Raw genomic sequence first — 23,691 nt, forward strand, 5'->3', positions numbered from 1 at the left:
AGCTACGAGCCTCAAGCTTCAAGCAAAGTCGCGCGGCTTTCAACTCGTCGCTTGGCTACCGCCGAACATCTTCGCGGCACGGGCGCGAATCTCGTCGGGGGTCAGGTCCTCTTTGTGGGTGGACACGAACCAGATGTTGCCAAACGGATCTTTCAGGGTGCCGCTGCGGTCACCGTAAAACTGGTCGGTCAAGGGTTGTAACTGGATGCCCCCGGCGGCCAGGGCCTGGGCGTAGACCTTGTCGCAGTCTTCAACATACAAGTGCAGGCCTACACCCGCACCGTTGAGCTTCTGGCTGGCGGTGAGGCCGCCTTCCATGTTGCAGGGGTCGCCCAGCATCAGCGACGAATCGCCGATTCTCAGTTCGGCATGGCCAACGCGACCGCCTGGGGCATCGAGACGGAACATTTCCACCGCCCCAAAGGCTTGCTTGTAGAACTCGATGGCCTTGGCGGCGTCGTTGATGGCCAGGTAGGGCGTGATGCTGTGCTGGCCTTCGGGGATGGGTTTGACTGCCATGTTCGACTCTCCTGTGCAATGGGCGCCGAAAGGCGCCCTGTTGCTTAGAGTCGTTCGCCCAGATGGAAAATCGACAGTGACGCTAGATCGATTGTCTATAAGCGCGGCGGTCAGAAGATGTAGTCGGTGGTCAGGAAGCTCGACTGGCGGTTGCGAATGATCTCGCTGATCAGCGCTTTGTTGGCCTCCTGGAAGCGGGTGGCGACCAGCGTTCGGATGGAGAACACACGCAAAGCGTCATCCACCGAGAGCGTGCCCTCGGCGCTGTTCTTGCGGCCGTTGAACGGGTAGGTGTCAGGCCCGCGTTGGCACTGAGCGTTGATGTTGATGCGCCCGACCTGGTTGGCGAAGATGTCGACGAGGCTGCCGATGGTGGCCGGGTCGTTGCCGAACAGGCTCAGTTGCTGGCCGTAGTCGGAGTCCAGCACATAGTCGATCACTGTCTGCAGGTCGCGGTAGGGCACCACCGGTACCAGCGGGCCGAACTGCTCCTCGTGGTACACGCGCATTTCTCGGCTGACCGGGTACAGCAAGGCCGGGTAGAAGAATGAGCCGCGGCTGTGCCCGCCATTTTCGTTGAGCACGCGCGCGCCCTTTTCCGTCGCATCGGCAACCAGGCCATCGAGGTAGTCGACCTTGCCAGGCTCGGGCAACGGTGTCAGCGCCACGCCAGGTTCCCACGGCATGCCGGGCTTGAGCGCCGCCAATTTGTGCTGAAACTTGTCGAGGAAGGCCTCGACCACATCCTCGTGCACGAACAGGATCTTCAGTGCCGTGCAGCGCTGGCCGTTGAACGACAACGCCCCGGTGACGGCCTCTTCGACAGCGTTGTCGAGGTCGACCTGGGGCAGCACGATGCCCGGGTTCTTGGCGTCCAGGCCCAGTGCGGCGCGCAGACGATGCGGGCGTGGGTGCAGTTTCTTCAGGTCGCTGGCGGCCTTGTGGGTGCCGATGAAGGCGAATACATCGACCTTGCCGCTGGCCATCAGCGCGCTCACCGTTTCCCGGCCGCGTCCATAGATGACATTGATCACGCCTGCCGGGAAGCTGTCGCGGAACGCTTCGAGCAAGGGGCGGATCAGCAGTACGCCGAACTTGGCCGGCTTGAACACCACGGTGTTGCCCATGATCAGCGCCGGGATGAGCGTGGTGAAGGTCTCGTTCAGCGGGTAGTTGTAGGGCCCCATGCACAGGGCCACGCCCAGCGGGGCGCGACGGATCTGGCCGAGGGTGCCTTGTTCCAGCTCGAAGCGGCTGGAGCGGCGGTCCAGGTCCTTGAGGGCGTTGATGGTGTCGACGATGTAGTCGCAGGTGCGGTCGAATTCCTTTTCCGAATCCTTCAGGTTCTTGCCGATCTCCCACATCAGCAGCTTGACCACGGCCTGGCGCTGTTCACGCATGCGGGCAAGGAAGGATTCCACATGCTGGATACGCTCGGCCACGCGCATGTTCGGCCAGGCGCCACGGCCTTTGTCATAGGCCTGTACGGCGGCATCGAGGGCGGTAAGCGCGGTCTCGGCATCCAGCAGCGGGGCGCTGCCCAGTATGACCTGATGCTCTTCGTCGCCTTGCTTGAGCCACACCGGGCTGCGCACCGTGGCCAACGGGCCGTCCCAGCGCCTGAGCTCACCGTTGACCAGGTAGTCGCGTTGTTCCAGTGGGGCTCCCAGGCGCCAGGTTTCCGGGATGTTCTCGGCGCTGGGGAAGAGTGAATCGAGCAAACGGTCCATGGGTACTGCACCTCACATCAAAGGGCGGTTTTCAAGTCAGTTGAATCGTTTCAGCTACGAGCATGCACTGGCTGCAGGAAAAACACCAGTCTGGTTCAACATGGCCGCCAATGCCTGTCCGGCAAGCAGTCAGCGAACTGAAAGACGTTGATGCAAAGTAGGCGTCAAAGGTTACTCATTGATAGCGAAGTAGCCAGCGGACGCTCGATGGGCATGGTTATAGCAAAAGTTGTGTTGAGCATTGGTTTGATGCGGGGAATTTGACGCCATGAAACTTGATCAAAAGTCAGCCAGAAGCCGCTTGCCAAAGCGTTTGCAGGCATCTTAAATTGTTACTGAATGTGATAGTAAAGTTTCAAGTAAAACAATAAAAATCAAAGTATTAAGTGTTTTTGCCGGGTTTTTTCTCTTGTTCCGATTGGCCAACAGTGCACTTCAAAGGACGTCGAAGAAGAAATGAAAAAGACCTTGACGACTGTGGCGCGCAAGCTCCTGTCGCCCTCCCTGCGCTACGAAATCAGGCTGCTGGCCAGCAAAGTGCGAGAAATGTTGGCGCGTGCCTGTCTCTGGCGTTGGGAAGTCGCCAGGTTCCGCCCGCAACAGGAGAGCCCGTACGAAATCCTCTACATCGGTCGCAAGCAGCAACGAGAAATGGCCAAACTGCTGATCGGTGGCAAGGGCCAGGGCAGCGCATCGATCGTGGACGGTGCAAGTGCCACGGCGGCTGCCAGCCACGTCGTGGTCATCAGCGAAATGCCCACGTCGGGGTCGCTGTCAGTGCCGCACTACCTGAGCGCCGTGGTGCCGCTGGGGCGCCCTCTGGAAGACATAACTGCTCGCTACGACAGCGAACTGCGGCGCAGCATTCGCAAGAACCGGCCGCTTTATCACATGCGCCAAGCCCTTTCGGACGAAGAAATCGCCATGGCCGACCGGGATCTGCTGCGCCCTTATGCTTCGGCCCGGCAGGGCATTCATGCCGCGCAGTTTCCTACCGAAGAGGTGTTCCGTATTGCCAAGAGTGTCGGCCGGCTTGACTTGATCATGCTGGGCGATGAGGTGATTGGCTGCCACCTGGGGTGTGAAGTGGTACGCAGCGGCAAGCGTTACTGGAGCACGTTGCGCTTTGGCTATTGCGAGGCGGTGTTTTCCGATGCGAAGAAATTGCGCGAGGTGAATTCGATCACCACTTTCATGGCGCTTGAATGGGCACTGGAACAGGGCTTCGATTATTACGACATCGGCCTGTGTCTGGCGCGCCCGGACGACGGCCTGCTGAAGTGGAAGCGCCGCCGCGGTGGTGATATCGATTCGCTAGGTAACCATGCGTACCTGTTTGTTCGCCTGCCCAAGACCGGTACGGCAAAGTTCCTGTGGGACACGCCGATGTTCGCGGTCGAAGGCGACAAGCTGACGTTGCACCTGGGGCTCCCGGATGGCCCAAGCGATGAGGAAGTTGCCAGCCGCTATCACGAAATGGTGTTTGGTGGCCTGCACAAGATTTATCTCTACGGAGGCAGCGGGGCAGGCGAACCGTTTGTGGAAACATTGCGCAGCCGCTACGCCAGCTTGCAGTCACCGCCCACCATGGAAAGAGTCACGAGTAGTTGAGTAACTGCCAGGGATGCTTTGATCTGGCGCCGGGCGCCGGGCTCCAGTCTTCGTCATCAGGGGGGGACGCTTCATGGGAAGCGACATCTCGCAGTTCAGTGCATCGCCCGCAGCCAGGCAACACACCTGGACCTTGGCCGCCTACCGATACATGGCGCGCAAACGGCTGGGTGGAAAAACGGCGATCGATCTCAAGAGCGTCGCCACCAAGAGTTGGGACATTGCCCCGGGCGAAGCCACGGTTTCACCGCCGGCCATTTTCCTGCCTGGCCAGCTGGATCGGGTGACGGGCTGGGAAGGCAAGCGGTTTTACCCCTACGTGCACCCGGCGCAGACCATGGCGGGAGGTATCCACACGTTGCAAGGGCCAACCCGCGGCTACCTGATCAAGGATGTATGGCTGGTCGATGGGGCATTGTACAAGGGCAAGGCCAGCCACTGGCTGTCACAGAAGCCGAGTACCTTCCCGACCATCCTCATCGACCATGAAATCGACCGCGCTGCGATCTACTGCACGCTAAACGGTAACGCCTGGTTCGGCACCTGGCTGATGGAAGATTGCCCGACCTATGCGCTGGCCTGCAACGAGGGCATCCCGGTGACCACCGCCCCCTCTGCCAGGTATCCGCTGTTCACCCAGGCACCGGCCTATGAAGACTGGCTGGACATGAAGCCTTTGCGCCTGCGCAGTGCGTTCTTCCGTGAGCTGGTGCTGTTCGATGACCAGAGCAACAACCGCAGCCGGCATGCTCGCTACCGAGCCATGGGTGACAAGCTGCTGTCGCATGTGACGCACACGCAGCACCCGGGGGTTTTCCTGTTACGGGGCGGTGATGGTGACCTGCGCCTGTTGCGCAACGAGCTGGAGCTTGCCGAACACCTGCGCACGACCCGCGGTTTTCGCATCGTCAACCCGCTGAAGTCCGATGTGCCGAGTATTGTCGCGGCCTGCGCCGGGGCTAAAGTGGTCATCGGGGTGGAGGGTAGCCAGTTGGTGCATGGCGTGAATGTGCTGCAGGCGGGAGGCTGCCTGCTGACTTTGCAGCCGCCGAACCGTTTCGTCAGTTACTACAAATACCTGACGGATCGTGATCACCAGCATTTCGGCTTTGTGGTAGGCCTACCGGAAGGCGATGGTTTCCGGATCGATATTGACGAGGTGGAGCGCACGCTGGATCTGTTTCCTCGATAAATGTGTAGTATCCGTGCATGGATCAGCGGCGGGCAGGGCAGTAGAGGATGATCGAGGTATCACGGTTTTGGCGCGACCCTGCCTTGCCGTTCGTCGAAGCCCGACGGGTAGGGGACGGGCGCAAGGTGTGCTACGCCGCGCACTCTCACGAGAGTTTCTCCATCGGGGTGATCACGGGGGGACGTAGCACTTACATCAACAGTGACCAGTGCGTTGAGGTTGGGGCGGGTACCACGGTGTTGATGAACCCGGGTGTGGTGCATACCTGCAACCCTGTTGCCGGGGAACCCTGGTCTTACCTGATGCTGTTCGTCGATCAGCCTTGGTTGCAGGCAGTGGGTTTTACCCTGCCCACGCTGACCTGGAGCCGCTCGCCTGTGTTGTATCGGCGGCTGTTGCAGGCCTTTGCCGACCTGTTCGATGCCAGGCTGCCTGATCGCGAAGCCCGCCTGGCGGCCCTGTTTCACGAGTTGCCGGGCATGCTTGGCGGTAATGCCAGCGAGGGTGGCGAGGGCAACCCACGGCTGGATGCAGCGGCAGCGTTCATACGCGCCCATCGCAGTGACCCGCTCAGCCTCGAGGACATCTGCGGGGCTTGCGGCCTGTCTCGGTCCTACCTGATTCGTGCCTTTCGCCAACGCTTCGGCCTGACGCCGCATGGCTACCTGCTAGACCAGCGCGTGCAACTGGCCCGGGCGCAGTTGCGCCAGGGCCGCTCAATTGCTGAAGTTGCACAGGAGGCCGGGTTCGCTGATCAGGCACACCTGCAGCGGGCATTCAAACAGCACCTGGCGGCGACACCGGGGCATTACAGAAATGCCGTCGCTAGCCTGGGCGCTCCTGCAGGAGCCGTGCAAGCCTTAAAGGATCAGGTAAACCGCGCTGGCGACCAGTAACACGGCCAGGCTCCGATTGAGCATGCGCAGGTGGCGTGGGTTGTCCAGGTACTGGCGAATGACGCTGCCGGCCCAGGCCCAGCAGGCCACCGAGATGAAACAGATCGGCCCGTAGATCCAGGTAAACAGCCACAGCAAGTGCTGTTCACCGCCGGTGTAGGCACCCACCCCGGCAACGGCTGCCAACCAGGCTTTGGGGTTCAGCCACTGCATCGCTGCGCCGTGCCAGGCTGAAGGGGCTTGGCTAGGCTGTGCGTTGTTCAGGTTACCGTCGTCACTGGCCAGCTTCCATGCCATGTACAGCAGAAACGCTACACCGCCCCAGTGCAACATCAGGCCCAGCAAGGGCCAGCGCAACAGCAGTTGATGCAGGCCCAGCCCGACCAGCACCAGCAACAGGCAGAACCCCAGCGTGGCGCCGGCCACATGGGCAACGCTGGCGCGCAGGCCATGGCGGGCACCGCTGCCAAGGGCGACGATGTTGACCGGGCCGGGGGAGATCGAGGCCGCAAGGGCGAAGGCGGCCATGGACAGGTATAGGCTCATGAGGAAGATCCGCGTGGTTGGGGAGGCGTTATCCTCGCGTGGCCGGCGTTCTGATGTATTGAACAAAAGTACCTGCGCACGACTCGCACCTGCAGTGCTAATGGCGATGCAGGGTTGTTACAGGTTTTGTAATAGTTTTGCGCTACTACAGAAACCTGCTGTGCTTGTAGCATCGTTCTCCCAATTTGTTATCAAGGTCTATATGAGCACCTTCGCGGAGCCCCCCAGTCTTCGGCCTTTCTGGCCATCCTTCTCCCGTCCTTGTGACGTGCCCCTCGTGAGTACCCGCTAATGGAATGGCTAGCCGACCCCACGGCCTGGTTAGGCCTGTTGACGCTTATCGTCCTCGAGCTGGTGCTGGGTATCGACAACCTGGTGTTCATCGCCATCCTCGCCGACAAGTTGCCGCCCCATCAGCGCGACCGCGCGCGGGTCATTGGCCTGAGCCTGGCGCTCATCATGCGCCTGGGCCTGTTGGCCAGCATTTCGTGGATGGTCACCCTGACCGCACCGCTGTTCGAAGTGTTCGGCAAGAGCTTCTCTGGCCGTGACCTGATCATGCTGTTCGGTGGTGTGTTCCTGCTGTTCAAGGCCACCATGGAGCTGCATGAACGCCTGGAAGGTCACGTGACCCAGGCCAGTGGCACGCTGCGCCATGCCGCGTTCTGGCCGATCGTTGCCCAGATCGTGGTACTGGACGCGGTATTCTCGCTGGATGCCGTGATCACGGCGGTCGGTATGGTCGATGAGTTGTCCGTGATGATGATCGCGGTGATCTTCTCGATCGGTATCATGATCGTTGCCAGCAAGCCGCTGACCCGCTTCGTCAACGCCCACCCCACGGTGATCATGCTGTGCCTGGGCTTCCTGATGATGATCGGTTTCAGCCTCACCGCCGAAGGCCTGGGCTTCCATATCCCGAAAGGCTACCTGTACGCGGCCATCGGCTTCTCGATCCTGATCGAGCTGTTCAACCAGCTGGCCCGTGCCCGCCGCAAGCGCAGCCTGCAACAGCACAGGCCGTTGCGCGAACGTACTGCACATGCCGTGCTGCGCCTGCTGGGCGGCCGCCGGGTCGAGGCTGACGAGGTCGGCGAGGAGATTGCCGACCTGGTCGAGGGTGGCGGGGAAGAGGTGCTGTTCGACCGCCGTGAGCGTGTCATGATCAGCGGGGTGCTGAACCTGGCCGAGCGGCCGATTCGTACGGTGATGACTGCCCGTGCCGAGGTTGATGTGATTGACCTGGCGCAACCGGCCGACGCCATTGCCCAGGCCCTGGCCAATTCGCCGTACTCGCGCCTGCCGCTGATCCGCGATGGTCGCGTGGACGAGCCCTTGGGCTTTGTGCACAAGAAGGAACTGCTGAAGGAACTGCTCTCGGGCAGCCAGCCCGACCTGGAAAGCATGGCCCGGGCGCCGTTGAACCTGCTGGAGAGCTTCAGCATCCTCAATGCCCTGGAGCAAATGCGCGGTCAGTCGACCCATATTGCCTTCGTGGTCAACGAGTTCGGTGACTTCACCGGGCTGTTGACCATGACCGACATCCTTGAGTCGATTGCCGGTGAGCTGCCGGATGCCAGTGAGGTTGAAGGCCCGGGCATCGTTCAGGAGGGGGAAGGCTTCGTGGTCAGCGGCGCGCTGAACCTCAGCCAGGTGCAGGCGCGTACTGGCTTCAGCGCCCGTGCTACCGAGGATTACCAGACCCTTGCGGGCCTGGTGATGAGCTTGCTCGACCGCCTGCCGATGGTCGGTGACCGGCTAGCCTGGAATGGCTGGATGCTGACCGTGGAGGCGGTTGAAGAGCGACGGGTACGCCAGGTTCGGCTTACACCGAACGGCGACGCTGACGTAGCAGGTGCTTGAAGCCCTCAAGCACCAGCACCAGTACTGCGGCCCAGATTGGCAGGTAGGTCAGCCACTGATCCGGGCCGATGGTTTCGCCCAGCAGCAACGCCACGCCTACCAGCAGCACGGGTTCGACGTAGCTGAGCAGGCCGAACAGGCTGAATGGCAGCATGCGGCTGGCCAGCACGTAGGCGATAAGCGCCGAAGCGCTGATCGCGCCAAGGATCGGCACCAACACATACAGCCCGGGGTGTGCTTGCAGGTCAGCGCTGGAAAGTGGGCTCTGGATCACGAAGTACAGCGCCCACGGCAGCAGCAGGCACATGTCGCACCACAGGCCGCCCAGGTGGTCGGTGCGGCAGCGTCGGCGCAGCACGAAGTAGACCGGGTAGCCGATCGTTACCAGCAGGGTTTCCCAGGCAAAACTGCCATTTTGGTACAGCTCGTGGCCCACGCCCAGTGCGGCGCAGGCCACGGCTACCGTCTGCAGGCGTGACAGGCGCTCGCCATATACCAGCCGCCCGGTCAGGACCATGGCCAGTGGCAGCAGGAAGTAACCCATCGACACTTCCAGGCTGCGCCCATGCAGGGGCGCCCAGAGAAACAGCCACAGTTGCACCCCCATCAGCCAGGAAGTGCCGACCATGCCGAGCAACAGCACCGGTGTGCGCTTTACCCGGCCCATCAGTTCGCCCACCCGCTTCCAGTCTTTCGAGACAAGCATGAACAAGGTGAGGCAGGGCAGTGTCAGCAGGGTGCGCCAGCCAAAGATTTCTTCGCCATCGAGTGGCTTGAGCAGGGAGGTATAGAAGTACATCACAGCGAACAGGCAGGACGCCATGACCGATGAAACAATGCCTTTTGACACGAATGCCTCGAATACGGGAATTGAGCGGGTTGATCAGCCGCGCATGATCTCAGGGGGCGCATCTTGCGGCAACTGCGTTGCGCCCGGGCGAGTGGCCAGGGCTTCGAGGAACTGGGCGGCCGGCATGGGCCTGGCGAACAGGTAACCCTGCTGGAAGTCCACCCCGTGCGCGGCCAGGTAGTCGCGCTGCAGGTCGGTTTCCACTCCCTCGGCAACGATGCCCAGGTCCAGCTTGCCCGACAGCTCGATGATGGTCTCGAGTATGTGCACTGACAGCGCATCGGCGCCGATCATGGCAACGAAGCTCTGGTCGATCTTCAGGTAGTCGACCTTGAATTGCCGCAGGTAGTTGAGGCTCGACTGGCCGGTGCCGAAATCGTCGAGGGCAATCATCACGCCCATGGCATGCAGCTTTTCGAACAACTCAAGGGTGACCGGCGTAGGCTCGATCAGCTTGCGCTCTGTCAGTTCCAGGGTCAGCACCACCCGGCCGGGCGGAAAGTGCTGCAGGAACGTGCGGCAGTCATCCAGCAGGCTGAGGTCGCGGCAGTGGTCAGCGGTGATGTTGACCCCAATATGGAAGCCGTCTTCCAACAGGCCGGCATAGGGCGCCAGGCTTTGCGCGGTATGTGTCAGCAGCGCGCGGGTCATGGCGACAATCTGCCCGCTGTGTTCGGCATAGGGGATGAACAGGTCGGGGCGGACCAGGCCTTCTCGTGGGTGGTGCCAGCGCATCAGCACTTCCGCACCGGCCCAGCGGTAATCTCCCTTGCGCACCACCGGCTGAAAATATGGCAGGAACTCATCGGCCTGCAGGGCGCGCTCCAGTTCGGCACGCGGAGAGGTGGCGCGGCGAATCTGCCAGCGGCACACCAGCGCCGCCAGGGCACCCAGTACCAGCAGCAGACTGAGCAGGCCAGGGTAGTGGCTGCGTAACAGTTGGCCTTGCTTGTCGGCACTGTAGCCGCCCTGCACGCTGAAAGGGTAACGCGTCGAGCCTATCATCACGTTGGCACTGGGGGCGGCAGGGGAGACGCCTTTGTGGACCACGCCGTCCTTGCCCATCCAGGCGTCGCCCACGCGGATTTGCAGTTCTTCATCGGGGCCGATCAGGCGCAGTGCTGTCAGCAGGTGGTCGCCATCCACCGTGGTGATTGCACCGTGGTCGCCGTCGCTGGCACGGTAGACCAGCAGCGGGTGGCCCGGGGTAACCGAGTTGCCGTCCATCAGCCATAACTTGCCGTCGACGTAGTCGCCAGGATTGACCGGTTCTTCGAACTCGCCGAACAGCGAGGTGCAATAAAGGGTGTTGTGCCTGAACAGGTTGGTCGAGCGCACGAAGGCATTGCGGGTAACCTGGGCCCGCAGCATGAGCTGGGCCTGCTCGCATGAGCTGTCAGTCAGTGGAAGTAGCGAATTGGCGGCACGGGACAGGTTGTCGAGGATGTGTTCGACGTGCTCCAACGCCTGGCGGGTGGTGGCGTGGCTGCTGGCCTGCATTTCACGTTCGACCTGCCAGTTCATCACGGCCAGGCCGCACATGACCGGCAGCACGCCGACGACCCAGGGCAAGAGCGTGCGCCAGCTGAGTGCGGCGCGGCGTTTGACGGTAAGGGGCATGCTGATCTGACTATCATGGAGTAAAAACGAGAGGATAGCCGTTTGTCGCCGCGTACGAGCAACTAAAACGCGACAAACCATTTTACGCAATGTAGAATCGATTTACGAATACAACAATAAGGTCCTTCACCTCCGAAGGATCAAGCCCGCCGAGAATGGGTCCATATGACATACCATGGGTTCAAGCTGATCATAGGTGACTTCCTCGCCCGCAGCGTGCGCGGTATCCCGTGCTCACCGCCGTTTCTGTTCCACATCCTACGCAATCTATAATTTTCGCAGCAGATGAGGACACGAACATGGCTGATATCTTCGACAATCCAATGGGCCTGATGGGCTTCGAATTCATCGAACTGGCTTCGCCGACCCCAGGCGTACTTGAGCCTGTATTCCAGATACTGGGCTTCACCAAAGTGGCCACCCACCGTTCCAAGGATGTGCACCTGTATCGCCAGGGTGGCATCAACCTGATCCTGAACAATGAACCCAAAAGCATCGCTTCGTACTTCGCCGCTGAACACGGCCCGTCGGTATGTGGCATGGCTTTTCGCGTGCGCAATGCCCATGAGGCTTATGCCCGCGCCCTGGAACTGGGCGCTCAGCCGGTAGAAATCGAAACCGGCCCGATGGAATTGCGCCTGCCGGCGATCAAGGGTATCGGGGGGGCACCGCTCTATCTGATCGACCGCTTCGAGGAAGGCAGCTCTATCTACGACATCGACTTCAACTTCATCGAAGGCGTGGATCGCAACCCGGTAGGGGCCGGCCTGAAAATCATCGACCACCTCACCCATAACGTCTACCGTGGGCGTATGGCCTACTGGGCCGGGTTCTACGAGAAGCTGTTCAACTTCCGCGAAATCCGCTACTTCGACATCAAGGGCGAATACACCGGCCTGACCTCCAAGGCCATGACTGCGCCTGATGGCATGATCCGCATCCCGCTCAACGAAGAGTCGTCCAAGGGCGCAGGGCAGATCGAAGAGTTCCTGATGCAGTTCAACGGTGAAGGTATCCAGCACGTGGCCTTTCTGACCGATGACCTGCTCAAGACCTGGGATGCCCTGAAGGGGCTGGGCATGCGCTTCATGACCCCGCCACCGCAAACCTACTACGAAATGCTCGAAGAGCGCCTGCCTGGCCATGGTGAGCCGGTCGACCAACTGCAAGCGCGTGGCATCCTGCTCGATGGTGCGTCGCAGCCCGAAGACAAGCGCCTGCTGCTGCAGATTTTCTCGGAAACCCTGCTTGGCCCGGTCTTTTTCGAGTTCATCCAGCGCAAAGGTGACGATGGCTTCGGTGAGGGCAACTTCAAGGCGCTGTTCGAATCCATCGAACGTGACCAGGTACGCCGTGGCGTGCTGAGCACAGACTGATCGCCCCTGGAGTACCGTCGTCGTCATGTTCGTTCGGCGGCGGTACCCCGCCTGTTGGCACGTGCCCTGAACAGGGCCAGGTAGACGATCGAGCCGGTCACGATCCCCACCAGCATCAGTGAGGGGACGATCTGTAGCACCGACTGGCGGATTTCCTGAGCGGTGAAACCCGCTGGGTAGCCACCTTTGACCGTGTATCCATACTTGGCCGACATGGCGCTTGTAAAGAATTCGGACTGTGAAGGGCGTTCAAGGCCGCGGCTATCACCATTGCTCCATATGTAGCGGTCGCCAAACTCGACCAGCAGTGTCAGCCCATCCTGAAAGCCATCCAGTTCGTTGCGAATCTGCATGGCATAGGCTGTCACGATCACGCCATTGTTCTTGCCCTTCTGGTGAAAGTCGACCAGCAGCTTCTGGCGCGTGTCAGGAGGGCCGTAGGACAGTGCGACCCGCTGGCCGGACGACGCGAATGATGAATAATGCTCCAGCGAACCTGAAGCCGTACTGCAGTAGGGTTGATTGTCTTTGAGCAAGGTCAGCGACCTGACCATGGAGCGGATGGCAACCTGGTCCTGCAAGGCGCTTTTGACGTTATCGCAAGATTCCCCTGCAAATGGCAGGGTGCGCAGGGCCGTCTCGTGCATTCTATCCAGTGCATTGTCGACGCTGAAAACCGCCTCCTGAACGGAAATGCTGGCGTTTTCCGCAAGTTTCGCTTCCAGCTGGAAAGCCATCACCAGCAAACCGGAAACCACAGGCACCAGCGCCACTGCAATGAGCAGCAGCAGCTCCACCATGCTGCGCCCCGCGTGCATGATTTTCGACATAGGCTAATAGTTCTCCGCTCTGAAACTGTCCGTGGTGAACAGTTGAGCCCTGAGCCTATGTATTTGCTGACCGGGCTGCTGTAGTCCGGCTGCAGTTGAAGCGGTAGGAAAGCGAGCGCCTTGATGTAGCTAACTGCCCTTGAGCTTTTTCAGCACTGCCTCGGCCAGCAAGGCGGTGGAAGCGGGGTTCTGCCCGGTGATCAGCCTGTCATCGTCGACCACGTACGGCTTCCACGGCTCATCATGTTTGCTGTACTCACCGCCGCGCGCCCCAAGTTCGTTCTCCGTCAGGAACGGCACTACGTCGTCCAGTTCGGCCAGTTTTTCCTCTATGTTGGAAAAGCCGGTCACCTTGCGGTCTTTGAGCAGCAGGCAGTTGTTACTCAGCTTGATGTTCAGCAGGCCGACAACGCCGTGACAGACTGCTGCGACAATGCCACCTTTTTCGTAGATTTTGCGTGCCAGCTCCTGCAGAGCATGGTTTTCTGCGAAGTCATACATCACGCCATGCCCACCGGTGTAATAGATGACGCCGTATTCGTTGGCCTTCACCTGCCCTGGGGCCAAGGTACTGCCCAGGCGCGTCATGAAGCGCTTGTCGTCATACCACTGCCAGTCCAGGTCAGGGGCCATCTGCAGGCTTTTCGGGTCGACGGGAACGTAACCGCCCTGTGGGCTGACATAATCGACCGTGTAGCCGGCCTTTTCGACTTTCTCGACAAAGTGAACGGCTTCACCCAGCCACAACCCGGTCGCCCGTTTGAGGGTTGGATACTTCGCTGTATTGGTCAACACCACCAGAATTTTCTTGCTCATGACCCTGCTCCCGTCGCCAACCTGAATGGGCCGGTGCTCCCTGGCCCGAGGGAAAACCTAAATAGCATAGCTGCCACCAGCAAGTCCGCCATGGTGTGCCGGACGTGCTGTGCTAACTTGAATCCATCCACGGGCGAGCGTGCCAGGCTTGGCGGCGCTGTGGTCAACCCTGAGCATTGCTGGAGTCACGATATTGGTCGCTAACGGTAAGCCACGCGAGCCCGCGCCGCAGGTCATCCTGCAGTCGCCTGTTTTGCCATCGATCGAGCCGATGGGGGAGCGGATAGCGCAGTTCGACTGGTGGCGTACCTCGCTTGGGCCATTGTCGCGCTGGCCTGCTTCGTTGCGCATTGCCGTGGACATGATGCATTTGTCACCTTTCCCATGTGCGGTGGTCTGGGGGCCGGACCTGTGTGTGGTGCATAACGATGGCTACCGGGCGTTGCGGGCATTACCGGATGCGCTGGGCATGGCGTTCGATACCCTGTGGAGTGATATCTGGCCTGCAGTGGGCCCCTGGGTGTTCAAGGCACTGGAAGGCCACTCGAATTTTGTCGAGGACCCACCCCTGCGTATCGTCCGCAGTGAAGGCGCCGAACCACTATGGTGCGCATTCGGTTATGCCCCCCTGCACGATGAACTCGGTAACGTGGCGGGGTTTCTGCATACGGTGATCGAGACCACCGCCAGCGTCGAGGCCCACCGCCATTGGCGTGAGCAGGTGCAGAGCTTTGAACGCCAGGTTGAGCAGCATGTGGCCGAGCGAGAGCAGTTCTGGTTGCTGTCGCGCGAAGCGATGATGATGCTCACCCCAGAATTGAAACTGCATGCCGCCAACCCTGCCTGGTACCGCATTCTGGGCTGGACACAAGAGCAGGTGCAGGCGATGTCGTTGATGGAGCTGGTGCACCCGACAGAGCGTACCGAAGTACGATTGGCAGTGTCCGGGCTGTTCCAATGCAGCCACGCGGAGCAGCTGGAGATCCGCCTGCGACACCGCGATGGTCACTACCACTGGTTTCGCTGGAGTGCACGGTTTGACGGCAGCCTGCTGACGGCGGTTGGCCGGGACATCACCGCAGACCGTGAAGAGGCTGCGCGTCAGGCAGAGGCGCTGATGCACAACAGTGAGCGTATGGAGGTGGTTGGCCAGTTGGCGGGCGGCATGGGCCATGAAATGAACAACTTGCTGTCCGGTATCGGCGGCAGCCTCGAACTGCTGCAGCGGCGCCTGCAGGAGGGGCGGCTGGAGCGTGTGGAGGCCTACGTGGACGTTGCGCGCGACTCGGTGCAGCGTGCCATGGACCTGACCCATCGGTTGATCGCATTTTCCCGCCATCAGCCATTGGCCCCTCGGCCACTGGACTTCAATCGGCAGTTACGTCTGAGCGAACCCCTGTTGCTGCGGGCGCTGGGGGCAGAGATGCGTTTGCACTGGCAACTGGACGTTGCACCTTGGGCAGTGAGCCTGGACGTACCCCAGCTAGAGAATGCCTTGATCCACTTGTGTGCCAATGCGCGTGAAGCGTGCCTGGAACAGGGCAATGTCACCATCAGCAGCGTCAACGAACGGCTGACCACCTTTTTCCCGGATGAAGGTGGCTTGCCGCCGGGCGACTATGTGGCCTTGCATGTCGAGGATGATGGCCATGGCATGGCCGCGGCGGATATCGCCAGGGCTTTCGAACCGTTTTACACAACCAAACCTCTCGGGCGTGGGGCCGGGCTTGGCCTGTCGATGGTGTATGGCTTCGTCCGTCAGTCGGGGGGGTATGCCTGGATCGAGTCGACGCCGGAGCAGTGCACCAGGGTTTCCATGCTTTTCCCGAGGAGCCATGAGCCGGTTCCGGATGAGCCCGCGCCGGTACCGCTTTCGCAGCGCATGGCACGGGGTGAGCGCCTGCTGCTGGTGGATGACGAGCTTGATCTGCGCGCGGTCATGCGCGAATACCTGACTGAGCGTGGGTTTGACGTCACGGATGTGGGCGATGCCAATAGCGCACTGGAGCGCTTTCGCCATGGCGGCCCTTTCGATCTGGTCATCACCGATATCGGTTTGCCGGGTGGGTTCAGTGGCCGGCAAGTGGCCAAGGCCATGCGCATGCAGCTTGCACAGCAGAAAATTCTGTTCATCACCGGTTATGCGGATCAGTCGATTGAAGCGCAATTGCTCGATCAGCCGGGCACGGCATTGTTGAACAAGCCGTTTTCGCTGGCGCATCTTGCCGATGAAGCGCTACGCCTGCTTGACGTGTAGGGCGCTTCAAGGCTTGCCTAGAATGTGTGTCACTCGAGCCTGCAACTGCTGCAACTCGAACGGCTTGCAGATCAGGTGCATGTCAGCGCCCAGGAAGCCTTCGCGGGCCATGGCCGTTTCCGCGTAACCGGTGATGAACAGCACCGGTAATCGTGGGCGCAGGCTGCGGGCAATTTCTGCCAGTTGCCGGCCGTTCATGCCGGGCAAGCCCACATCGGTGATGAGCAAATCCACCGGTTGTGCCGAGCGCAGCACCTTCAGTCCCTCGTTGGCGTCGGCTGCGCTTTGGCAGGGGAAGCCGTTTTCGTCCAGCGCCTGGCAAAGCAGTTGGCGCACATGGGGATCGTCCTCGACAACCAGCACGTGTCGGCTGTAGCCGTCTTGCCTGGCCGGCACAGGCTTGCTGGATGGCCGGGCCTGGTCGACATGGCGTGGCAAATACAGCTCCACCTGGGTTCCCTGGCCAATCTCGCTGCTGAGGGTGATATGCCCATGGGACTGCTTGCTGAAGCCGTACACCATCGACAACCCCAGGCCAATGCCCTGGCCGGTCGCCTTGGTGCTGAAGAAGGGTTCGAAGGCGTGCTCCAGCGTGCTTTGCGCCATGCCTTGGCCGCTGTCGGTGATTCGCAGGCGCACATAGTCGCCAGTGCGCAAAGCGCCGTCAGCAGCTTGCTCGGTGGCGATGTGATGATTGTTCGCCTCGATGCATAGCAGGCCACCGTTGGGCATGGCCTCGCGGGCATTGAGCAGCAGGTTGTCGAGGGCCTCCTGCAACTGCTGGTCATCCGCCTCCACGGGCCACAGGTCTTTGGCCGCGTGCACTTGCAGGGTTATCGACGGGCTCAGGCGAGCGCCCAGGCGTTCCGCCTTGAGCAAGGTATGCAGGTCTATACGTTGGCTGTGCAGCGATTGACGGGAAGAGAAGGCAAGCAAGCGGTGGGTCAGGCGGGCGGCGCGTGAAACGGCCTCGCGGCCCATGCACAGTACGCTATCCAGGCCGTCGCTGCGGCCTTGGCGCAGGCGCCGCTGGATAAGTTCGAAGCTGCCGCTGATGCTGGTGAGCAGGTTGTTGAAGTCATGGGCGACGCCGCCGGCCAGTTGGCCAATGGCCTCCATCTTGCGTGCCTGGCAGCGGGTGAACTCACTGCGGTCCTGCTCTTCGTCCGGGGTTGAAGGCCGGCTGTCCAGGCGCTGCTGCATGCCATGGAGCTGGTCACGTGTCACGTACTGTCGCCGCCGGTTGCGCAGCGCGGACTGGGTCATGTGCAGCAACTGGGCATTTTGGTAGGGCGCAACCAGCCAGAGCAGATTGCCCACTGGATGGTGATTCACGCCAGCGGCCGACCAGGCGCCCTGGGTCAGCAGCACGATGGGCAAATCCGACCAGCTGGGTTGCTGGTCGATGAATGCCTGCAGCAAGGCGCTTGGGCCTTGGCTGAACACCTGCTCGGCAATGATCGCCAACCCTGCGCCCTCGGTCAGACGCGCCTGCAGGTTGGCCAGGTCGACCGCGCAGAGGCTGTTGATGCCGGCGGAAGTCAGCAGACGTGAGGTATCCGCCGCCAGTTGTGGCGGTGCGAGGATCAAGGCACGTTCATCCAGCGCCAACGAACTGGCCAAAACGACTCTCCTTTAGGGTGGCCTTATACCCACTGGACCCTGGCACAGGCTCAGGGTTCAACTAAGTTCAGGTACTGCCTACAGGCCCTGTTGCAGCACAGGGTCGTCCGGGTTCTGACGCTCCAGCTCGGCGAGCGATACTTGCACGTTCTGCAACTGGCCGGACTCTTTCCAGTACTGAATCAGCAGCACCCGTGCCCGGCGATTGGCTGGCTGCCGATTGAGCACGGTTTCCAGTTGCTTCTGGGCGGCGTCGAGCTGGTCCAGCTCATGCAGGGTGACCGCCAGGGTATAGCGGTAATCGGCGTTGTCCGGGTCCAGTTCGACGGCGCGGGACAGGGCCAGCAAGGCATACTCGGGCTGTTCGTGGCGCTTCAGCCAAAGCCCTAGCTCATACTGCAGAAAGGCCGAGTCGGGGCTCAGCGCCAGGGCTTTGCCCAGCACCTGGCGGGAGGCGTCGTGGTGGCCCTGGCGCTCGAGCAGGCGTACCTGAGTCGCCAGGGCATTGAGGTTGCCGGGGGCAATCGCGAGCGCACGCTGCAGGGCCGCAGCGGCGTGCGTGTAGTCGTTTTCGTGCAGGTACAGGCGCGCCAGGTGCACTTGGGCGTCGGCATCTTCAGGCTGTTGCTCCAGGGCTTGCTGGTATTGCTCCAAGGCTGACTGCAGGGGGCCGAAATAGAGGCCGATGGCGTCGGGATCGAGGCCCAACAGGGCATCCACGGCGGCAAAACGCACGCTTTGCTCACTGTCGTCCAGCAGCGGGCCGAGTACCAGGCTGCGCTGTGCTGGCGGTAACAGGCGGCGGATACTGGCAATGGCCGCTCGACGCACCAGCGGCTCGGCATGTTCCAGGTCCTGGCGGGCCAGTTTCAATGCCTGCGGCGAGGGGTAGTTGGGCAACTCGGCGTACAGCGCCGCACGGCGGATCGCAGGTAGGTCGTTACGCTGCAATTGCTGGTACAGCACCCGTGCGGCGCCGGGCTGACCGTCGTGGGCCTGGCGCAGCGCCTTGGCGTAGCTGTGTGCTGGCAAGGTCGGCGGGGTTGGCGGGGCGTCGCGCCACAGGTAGCCGAACAGGGCCGATACCAGAATCGACAACAGCAGGGCGATCAGGTAGCGGTTGCGTCTGGGCATCGGACGATCCGTGGCGGCGGGAAGGGCAGAGCTTGGGCCAGCCGGGGGGTAAATGCAACCGAACCGGGCACGCCGTTGGCCAGGCGCCAGGCCTGCGGTGGCATTCCATGCACTGCGTATTGGGGTGAATACGATGGCAAACATAAAAAAACCCCGCGGGCCATGGCCTGCGGGGCAAACGGTTGGGGGAGGAGCCAACCAAAGGAGTCGTTGAGGCAGTGGAATCAGTGCGCGCTGGCCACCGTCTCCGGTTGCCAGCCGCCACCCAGGGCCTTGTAGATCGAGACGATGCCGCGATAAAGGTCGACTTCACCCTGAGCTTGTGCATCTTCAGCACTTAGCCGCTCACGTTCGGCATCGAGCAGTACCAGGTAGTCCACGGTACCCTCGCGATAACGAATCGAGGCCAGTTCTGCAGCCTTGCGGCTGGCGTCGCTCTGGCGCATAAGCGACAGCAGACGCTGCTGGGTCTTGTCGTAATCGCTGAAGGCGTTGGCCGACTCTTCCAGCGCCAGCAGCACCTGCTGTTCGTAGTTGGCCAGTGCACCTTCGGCATCGGCCTTGGCGCCGCGCAGGCGGGCCCGCACGCTGCCCAGGTCGAAGGCCGCCCAGGTGATGCTCGGGCCCAGCGCCCAGGCGTTGGCTGCCGACGAGCCGATCTGCGAGCCGCGGGCGGCGGTAAAGCCGAGGAAGCCACTGAGGCTGACGCGGGGGAACAGGTCGGCGGTGGCCACGCCAACGTTGGCGGTGGCGGCCGCCAGCTGGCGCTCGGCGCTGCGGATGTCCGGGCGGCGGCGCAGCAGCTCACCCGGGTCACCGACCGGCAGCGCCTTGGCGATGGCCGGCAGGGCCTTGGGCGACAGGTCTACGCTGAGCGCGTCAGGGCGCTGGCCGAGCAGGGTGGCGATGCGATGCCGCGCCCGTGCCTGTTCGGCTTGCAGTTGTGGCACGGTGGCTTCGACCCCGGCCAGGCGCGCATCGGCACGCACCACGTCGAGGTCATTGCCCACGCCCGCATCGCGCAGGGTTTCGGTAATGGTGCGTGATTCCTGCTGGGTCTTCAGGTTGGCCAGGGCAATCTTCTCGCGCAACTGGGCACCGCGCAGCTGCCCGTAGGCATCGACCAGTTCGGCGATCAGGCTGACCTGCAACTGTTGCAGGTCGGCGGCGGCCACCGCTTCCTGGGCTTCGCTGGCTTCGATCTGGCGCTGGATGCGGCCGAACAGGTCAAGTTCCCAGGCCATGTCCAGGCCCAGGTCGTAGCGCTCGCTGTTCACCCGCTGCGTGGTCTGGCCGGGGATCTGGCCTTTGCCGAGATCGCTGCTGGCACGGCTGGTGACCACCGGGAACGGGTCGTTTTCGGCGTCTTCGCGGATCGAGCGGGCCGATTTCAGGCGGGCGAAGGCCACGCGCAAGTCACGGTTGCCGTCCAGCGAAGCCTGCACCAGCTGGTTCAGCACCGGGTCGTCGAACTGCTTCCACCACAGGCTCTCGAAGCGGCTACGGTCGTAGGCCTTGGCCTGCACATCGCTGCCCAATTGTGCAGGTTCGGTGGCTGGCGCCTGGTAGTCCGGGCCTACCGCACAGGCCGCCAGGGCCAGTGCCAGCAGGCTTGGGGTCAAGGGTTTGAGCAGGTTCATGCGTGGTTCTCCAGCACTTGAGCGTGTTCAGCCTTGCGGGCCTGGCGACGCTCGACGAAACGGCGGATCAGGAAGAAGAACACCGGGGTCAGGAACAGGCCGAACACGGTCACGCCGATCATCCCGGAGAACACCGCCACACCCATGGCATGGCGCATTTCCGAACCTGCGCCGGAGCTGAACACCAGGGGCACCACACCCATGATGAAGGCGATCGAGGTCATCAGGATCGGCCGCAGACGCAGGCGGCAGGCTTCCAGCACCGCAGCCAGCGGGTCGAGGCCCTTGGCCTGTTCGTCCTTGGCGAACTCGACGATCAGGATCGCGTTCTTGCACGCCAGGCCCACCAGTACGATCAGGCCGATCTGGGTGAAGATGTTGTTGTCGCCACCCGATACGATCACACCGGTGATGGCCGACAGCAGGGTCATCGGCACGATCAGGATCACCGCCAGCGGCAGGCTCCAGCTTTCGTACTGGGCGGCCAGCACCAGGAACGCCAGCAGCACGCACAGCGGGAACACCAGCAATGCGGTATTGCCCGAGAGGATCTGCTGGTAGGTGAGGTCGGTCCACTCGAAGGTCATGCCGTTGGGCAGTTCCTCTTTCAGCAACTTCTCGATCGCAGCTTCCGCCTGACCAGAGCTGTAGCCCGGGGCGGCAGCGCCGTTGATCTCGGCAGTGATGAAGCCGTTGTAGTGCATGACCCGGTCCGGCCCGGAGGTGTCGCTGACCTTGAGGAAGGTCGCCAACGGGATCATCTCGCCAAGGTTGTTGCGCACCTTCAGTTGGCCGATCTGCTCGGCATCAAGGCGGAACTGCTGTTCGGCCTGGACGTTGACCTGGTAAGTGCGGCCAAAGCGGTTGAAGTCGTTGGTGTACAGCGAGCCCAGGTAAACCTGCAGGGTGTCGAAGATATCGGTGATCGCCACACCGTGGGTCTTGGCCTTTTCCCGGTCGATGGCGGCATCGACTTGTGGCACGTTGACCTGGTAGCTGGTGAACAGGCCTGCCAGCTCTGGGACGTTGTGGCTCTTGGCGATGATGTTCTGGGTTTCCTTGTACAGCGCTTCGTAACCCAGGTTGCCACGGTCTTCGATTTGCAGCCGGAACCCGCCAATCGTGCCCAGGCCCTGTACCGGCGGCGGTGGGAAGATGGCGATGTAGGCGTCCTGGATGTCGGCGAACTGGGCATTCAGCGCGGCTGCGATGGCTGCCGCCGACTGGCTCGGGTCCTTGCGCTCATCGAACGGCTTGAGCGGGGTGAACACGATGCCGCTGTTGGGGCTGTTGGTGAAACCGTTGATCGACAGGCCCGGGAAGGCTACCGAGTCGGCCACGCCAGGCTGCTTCAGGGCGATTTCGCTCATGCGCTTGATCACCGCTTCGGTACGGTCGAGGCTGGCCGCGTCCGGCAGTTGGGCGAAGGCCACCAGGTACTGCTTGTCCTGGGCCGGCACGAAACCGGTCGGCGTGGACGAGAAGCCGAGGTAGGTCAGGCCCATCAGGCCGGCATACACGAACAGGGCGATGCCGCTGGAGCGGATGACGCGGCGCACGCCACCGACGTAGCTGTGGCTGGCCCGGTCGAAGAACCGGTTGAAAGGGGAGAACAGCCAGCTGCCCAGCAGTTTGTCGAGGAACCGCGAGAAACGGTCCTTGGGTGCATGATGGTCCTTGAGTAGCACCGCGGCCAAGGCTGGCGACAGGGTCAGCGAGTTGAACGCCGAAATGACGGTCGAGATGGCGATGGTCAGGGCGAACTGTTTGTAGAACTGCCCGGTCAGGCCGGAAATGAACGCTGCAGGTACGAACACCGCGCACAGCACCAGAGCGGTGGCGATGATCGGCCCGGTCACTTCGCTCATGGCCTTTTGCGTAGCTTCCAGCGGTTTCAGGCCCAGCCCGATGTTACGTTCGACGTTCTCCACCACGACGATGGCATCGTCCACCACGATACCGATGGCGAGCACCAGCCCGAATAACGACAGCGCGTTGAGTGAAAAACCGAACAGGTGCATGACCGCGAAGGTACCGATCAGCGAGACCGGCACCGCCAGCAGCGGGATGATCGAGGCGCGCCAGGTCTGCAGGAACAGGATCACCACCAGCACCACCAGCACCAGGGCTTCGAACAGGGTGTGCACCACCGCTTCGATGGAGCCGCGCACGAAGATGGTCGGGTCATAGACGATGCTGTAGTCCATCCCTTCCGGGAAGTCCTTTTTCAGCTCGGCCATTTTCGCCCGCACTTCGTCGGAGATCTCGATGGCGTTGGAGCCTGGGCGCTGGAAAATCGGGATGGCCACCGCCGGCTGGTTGTTCAGCAGCGAGCGCAGGGCGTACTGGCTGGAGCCGAGTTCGACCCGGGCGATGTCTTTCAGGCGGGTGATCTCGCCATCGGCACCGGCGCGGATGATGATGTTTTCGAACTCTTCCTCGTTGACCAGACGGCCCTGGGTATTGATCGACAGCTGGAAGCTGGTCGAGCCTGGGGCAGGCGGCGCGCCGAGCTGGCCGGCGGCTACCTGGCGGTTCTGCTCGCGGATTGCCGCGACCACATCACTGGCTGTCAGGTTGCGCGAAGCGGTCTTGTTCGGGTCCAGCCAGACGCGCAGCGAGTAGTCGCCCATGCCAAACAGCTGCACGTCGCCTACGCCGCCCAGGCGCGCCAGTTCGTCCTTGATGTTGAGGATGGCGTAGTTGGACAGGTAGAGCATGTCGTAGCGGTTGTCCGGCGAGGTCAGGTGCACGACCATGGTCAGGTCAGGCGAGGCCTTGTCGACGGTGATACCGATACGGGTCACTTCCTCGGGCAGCTTGGGCTGGGTACGGGTCACGCGGTTCTGCACCTGCACCTGGGCGTTGTCCAGGTCGGTACCCAGGGCGAAGGTGATGGTCAGCGTCAGCTTGCCGTCCGCAGTGGACTGGGAGGACATGTACAGCATGTTCTCCACACCGGTAATGGCCTGCTCCAGCGGCGCGGCAACGGTTTCGCCGATGACCTTGGGGTTGGCGCCGGGGAAGTTGGCGCGCACCACCACGGTGGGCGGCACCACTTCGGGGTATTCGCTGATCGGCAGCTGGAACAGCGAGATCGAACCCGCGATCAGCAGCACCAGCGACAGCACCGCGGCGAAGATCGGCCGGGTAATGAAGAATTTCGAGAAGTTCATCGGTAGGGTCCC

General features: G+C 61.9%; 17 protein-coding genes. 6 read left to right on the forward strand and 11 right to left on the reverse strand.

What is annotated here, in order from left to right:
- Positions 1-39: 39 nt before the first annotated feature.
- Both ACI7M0_RS11680 and ACI7M0_RS11685 read right to left on the reverse strand, forming a co-directional pair.
- Positions 40-519, reverse strand: coding sequence for a VOC family protein (locus ACI7M0_RS11680; protein ID WP_129932227.1), 480 nt, complete (start codon positions 517-519; stop codon positions 40-42).
- 110 nt (positions 520-629) lie between these two features.
- Positions 630-2,249 carry an NADP-dependent glyceraldehyde-3-phosphate dehydrogenase gene (locus ACI7M0_RS11685; protein WP_020190270.1) on the reverse strand — a complete coding sequence of 540 codons (1,620 nt, stop codon included), beginning with the start codon at positions 2,247-2,249 and terminating at the stop codon, positions 630-632.
- Between the two features lie 456 nt (positions 2,250-2,705).
- Here ACI7M0_RS11685 and ACI7M0_RS11690 point away from each other — a divergent pair, with 456 nt between their 5' ends.
- The 3 genes from ACI7M0_RS11690 to ACI7M0_RS11700 all read left to right on the forward strand — a co-directional run bounded on the left by ACI7M0_RS11690 (position 2,706) and on the right by ACI7M0_RS11700 (position 5,948).
- A complete protein-coding gene (locus ACI7M0_RS11690; RefSeq protein WP_104887713.1) occupies positions 2,706-3,860 on the forward strand; it encodes a hypothetical protein in 1,155 nt (384 codons plus the stop codon).
- 73 nt (positions 3,861-3,933) lie between these two features.
- Positions 3,934-5,052, forward strand: a complete 1,119-nt coding sequence (locus ACI7M0_RS11695) for a glycosyltransferase 61 family protein (RefSeq protein WP_010954306.1) — start codon at positions 3,934-3,936, stop codon at positions 5,050-5,052.
- A 47-nt stretch (positions 5,053-5,099) separates the two neighbouring features.
- Entirely contained in the window at positions 5,100-5,948 is an 849-nt protein-coding gene (locus ACI7M0_RS11700; protein WP_129932226.1) for an AraC family transcriptional regulator, read from the forward strand.
- Here ACI7M0_RS11700 and ACI7M0_RS11705 read toward each other — a convergent pair.
- Entirely contained in the window at positions 5,913-6,494 is a 582-nt protein-coding gene (locus ACI7M0_RS11705) for a LysE family translocator (RefSeq protein ID WP_010954304.1), read from the reverse strand. The two genes, ACI7M0_RS11700 and ACI7M0_RS11705, sit on opposite strands and share 36 nt — an antisense overlap.
- Positions 6,495-6,785: 291 nt before the next feature.
- On the opposite strand from ACI7M0_RS11705, the gene ACI7M0_RS11710 reads away from it, so the two are divergent.
- Entirely contained in the window at positions 6,786-8,357 is a 1,572-nt protein-coding gene (locus ACI7M0_RS11710) for a TerC family protein (protein WP_064493275.1), read from the forward strand.
- Here the strand turns inward: ACI7M0_RS11710 and rarD are convergent.
- Both rarD and ACI7M0_RS11720 read right to left on the reverse strand, forming a co-directional pair.
- Positions 8,320-9,207 carry an EamA family transporter RarD gene (gene rarD, locus ACI7M0_RS11715; protein WP_003253870.1) on the reverse strand — a complete coding sequence of 296 codons (888 nt, stop codon included), beginning with the start codon at positions 9,205-9,207 and terminating at the stop codon, positions 8,320-8,322. The genes ACI7M0_RS11710 and rarD overlap by 38 nt on opposite strands.
- Before the next feature lie 33 nt (positions 9,208-9,240).
- Positions 9,241-10,827 carry a cyclic diguanylate phosphodiesterase gene (locus ACI7M0_RS11720; RefSeq protein WP_129932225.1) on the reverse strand — a complete coding sequence of 529 codons (1,587 nt, stop codon included), beginning with the start codon at positions 10,825-10,827 and terminating at the stop codon, positions 9,241-9,243.
- A 299-nt stretch (positions 10,828-11,126) separates the two neighbouring features.
- Here ACI7M0_RS11720 and hppD point away from each other — a divergent pair, with 299 nt between their 5' ends.
- Positions 11,127-12,203, forward strand: a complete 1,077-nt coding sequence (gene hppD / locus ACI7M0_RS11725) for a 4-hydroxyphenylpyruvate dioxygenase (RefSeq protein ID WP_020190276.1) — start codon at positions 11,127-11,129, stop codon at positions 12,201-12,203.
- Between the two features lie 23 nt (positions 12,204-12,226).
- On the opposite strand, the gene ACI7M0_RS11730 is transcribed toward hppD, so the two are convergent.
- Both ACI7M0_RS11730 and ACI7M0_RS11735 read right to left on the reverse strand, forming a co-directional pair.
- A complete protein-coding gene (locus ACI7M0_RS11730; RefSeq protein WP_104961567.1) occupies positions 12,227-13,033 on the reverse strand; it encodes a CSS-motif domain-containing protein in 807 nt (268 codons plus the stop codon).
- 129 nt (positions 13,034-13,162) lie between these two features.
- Complete coding sequence (locus ACI7M0_RS11735) at positions 13,163-13,849, reverse strand: type 1 glutamine amidotransferase domain-containing protein (protein WP_129932224.1); 687 nt, start codon at positions 13,847-13,849, stop codon at positions 13,163-13,165.
- A 193-nt stretch (positions 13,850-14,042) separates the two neighbouring features.
- On the opposite strand from ACI7M0_RS11735, the gene ACI7M0_RS11740 reads away from it, so the two are divergent.
- Positions 14,043-16,106 (forward strand): PAS domain-containing sensor histidine kinase, encoded by a 2,064-nt coding sequence (locus ACI7M0_RS11740; RefSeq protein ID WP_129932223.1) that lies wholly within the window; start codon positions 14,043-14,045, stop codon positions 16,104-16,106.
- 6 nt (positions 16,107-16,112) lie between these two features.
- Here ACI7M0_RS11740 and ACI7M0_RS11745 read toward each other — a convergent pair whose 3' ends face one another.
- The 4 genes from ACI7M0_RS11745 to ACI7M0_RS11760 form a co-directional block, all read right to left on the reverse strand.
- Positions 16,113-17,729: a response regulator gene (locus ACI7M0_RS11745; protein ID WP_129932222.1), complete on the reverse strand. Its 1,617-nt coding sequence runs from the start codon at positions 17,727-17,729 to the stop codon at positions 16,113-16,115.
- A 78-nt stretch (positions 17,730-17,807) separates the two neighbouring features.
- Positions 17,808-18,863, reverse strand: a complete 1,056-nt coding sequence (locus tag ACI7M0_RS11750) for a HEAT repeat domain-containing protein (RefSeq protein WP_129932221.1) — start codon at positions 18,861-18,863, stop codon at positions 17,808-17,810.
- Between the two features lie 224 nt (positions 18,864-19,087).
- Complete coding sequence (locus ACI7M0_RS11755; RefSeq protein WP_104961572.1) at positions 19,088-20,503, reverse strand: efflux transporter outer membrane subunit; 1,416 nt, start codon at positions 20,501-20,503, stop codon at positions 19,088-19,090.
- Positions 20,500-23,679: an efflux RND transporter permease subunit gene (locus tag ACI7M0_RS11760; protein WP_003253849.1), complete on the reverse strand. Its 3,180-nt coding sequence runs from the start codon at positions 23,677-23,679 to the stop codon at positions 20,500-20,502. Before ACI7M0_RS11760 ends, ACI7M0_RS11755 begins: the two co-directional genes overlap by 4 nt.
- Positions 23,680-23,691: the final 12 nt, after the last annotated feature.

Source organism: Pseudomonas sp. 10(2024), from assembly GCF_045164175.1.
GTDB classification, from domain to species: Bacteria; Pseudomonadota; Gammaproteobacteria; order Pseudomonadales; family Pseudomonadaceae; genus Aquipseudomonas; species Aquipseudomonas alloputida.